This window comes from Alcanivorax sp. HI0083, assembly GCF_001635175.1.
Genome location: NZ_LWFX01001301.1, coordinates 1 through 1,623 on the forward strand (window position 1 = coordinate 1; position 1,623 = coordinate 1,623).

The 1,623-nt window shown below is 61.1% G+C and carries 4 protein-coding genes; 2 read left to right on the forward strand and 2 right to left on the reverse strand.

What is annotated here, in order from left to right:
* Window positions 1-314, reverse strand: a 314-nt coding sequence (locus A3754_RS19380; protein ID WP_063521009.1) for a DUF6164 family protein, incomplete at its 3' end; no start/stop codon positions are given.
* A gap of 101 nt (window positions 315-415) precedes the next feature.
* Window positions 416-916: a DUF2938 domain-containing protein gene (locus tag A3754_RS19385; RefSeq protein WP_063521010.1), complete on the reverse strand. Its 501-nt coding sequence runs from the start codon at window positions 914-916 to the stop codon at window positions 416-418.
* A 64-nt stretch (window positions 917-980) separates the two neighbouring features.
* Between A3754_RS19385 and A3754_RS19390 the strand changes: the two genes are divergently transcribed.
* On the forward strand, window positions 981-1,403 hold the full coding sequence (locus A3754_RS19390) for a helix-turn-helix domain-containing protein (protein WP_063521011.1): 423 nt from the start codon (window positions 981-983) through the stop codon (window positions 1,401-1,403).
* On the forward strand, window positions 1,396-1,623 hold a 228-nt coding region (locus tag A3754_RS26750), incomplete at its 3' end, for a hypothetical protein (protein ID WP_197468729.1). The genes A3754_RS19390 and A3754_RS26750, both read left to right, overlap by 8 nt.

Sequence of the window (1,623 nt, forward strand, 5' to 3'; positions counted from 1 at the left end):
ACGGCGATCAGCACGCCCAGCGCGCGCCCGGGTTGATCGCGCAAGCGGCCAGCCAGCGTTGGCACGGTGCCATCGCGCCGGGCTTCCTCAAACCGTTCCCTTTCCCGCCGGGTGCGTTGTTCCTGATAGCCTTCCATCAGTACCTTGGCGCGCTCGCGGTCCTGCGGGTTGGTGAGCCAGATGCCCCCGGAAGAAATCCCCCACAGGCTCGGCGTGGTTTCGTAGAACGGGATCTGCTGCTCATTCAACAGGGTGCGCACTTCCTCGGCTTCGTCGTCCGGAACCTGGCGTAAATTCAGCAGTAGTGTGGTCATGGCGTATCACCGGTTGGTCGGGCGTGGTCGTTCCTGTTTGTCTCGCTGGCCATTATCGCATTTTCCTGCGCGCTTTTTTGCCTGCTATTTTCAGAGGCTCCCTAGTAGATGATGACGTGAGTGATCCAGCCTCCGATATACAGGCCCACCCCGAACACACCATGGTTAAGCAGGCTTTGCAGCCGGGCCTTGTTCGGCGCTGGAGTGCGTGAGGCGGCGATGCCGGCCCCCATGCCAGGTTGCATTAGCAGAAACGGTGCTGCGACAGTGGCAATGCCCATCAGTAACGCAGGCCCGAGGGTCGGATGAGTGATCCAGGCGGTGCCCTGCCAGGCCAGCAGCAGGCCGGCAAAGGCAATCCCGATCAGATAATGCGCCAGCCAGCCGACGAGGGTTTCTCCTGCTATGGGCGCGGAGCGACTGATGGCATCGTGCCGGAATTGGCGGTGACGCATATGCAGTATCCATCGCCCGACAAGGCCGTAGTTGGGGGCGGCGATAGCAAAGGCCCGTTGGCGTAACGCGCCCCAGATATCCATGACCAGCGTGGCGCTAATCCCGATGATCAGGGCGCTGATAAAACAGGCTGTGAGGGGGTTCATGTCAGGTGCCTCGTTGAGAGTGTAGTGGTAACCTGCTACTTCAAGCTGACTTGAGATCAAGGCTGTGCTGGATATTTCTGAAGTGGCAAAGCGCGCGGGAGTGCCCGCGTCCACATTGCGTTATTACGAAGAAAAGGGGTTGATCGCCTCCACCGGGCGGCGGGGGCTGAAACGGCTGTTCGCTCCCCGAGTACTGGATCAGCTGGCTCTGATTGCCTTGGGGCGCGCGGCCGGTTTTTCCCTGGATGAAATCGGCGAGATGTTTGACGCCAGTGGTGAGCCGAGCATTGATCGTCAGGCCCTGGTGGCCAAGGCCGATGAGCTGGATAGCACCATCAGCAAACTGTCAGCCATGCGCGATGGTCTCCGCCATGCGGCTAAATGCCCGGCGCCCAGTCATTTGGAGTGCGGGCAGTTTCGGCGATTGATGAATATTGCGTCGTCACGCATGAAGCACGAAAAAGCCGGGAGGCGCGAGCATGGTTGAGCGAAATGAGGATGATCGCAAAGCCGGGCATGTGCAGTTTTCCAGTCACCGGGGTGGCCCGCGCCATCGGGTGCGTTACGTGGAAAGTCCTGCGCCGCCCGCCGGGGAATGCCGATTATGCGTGGGCTCGCTGGCTGGTGACAGCGCAAACGCGGGAGCGGGTAGCCAGGAAGCGAAGCCGGCGGAGAAGGAGTCTGTCGACGAGGCCCAGCCCGGAAAA

Bases quoted from the DNA above. Each gene is read 5' to 3' on its own strand.
- A3754_RS19385 (WP_063521010.1), bottom strand. From the start codon at position 916: ATGAACCCCCTCACAGCCTGTTTTATCAGCGCCCTGATCATCGGGATT.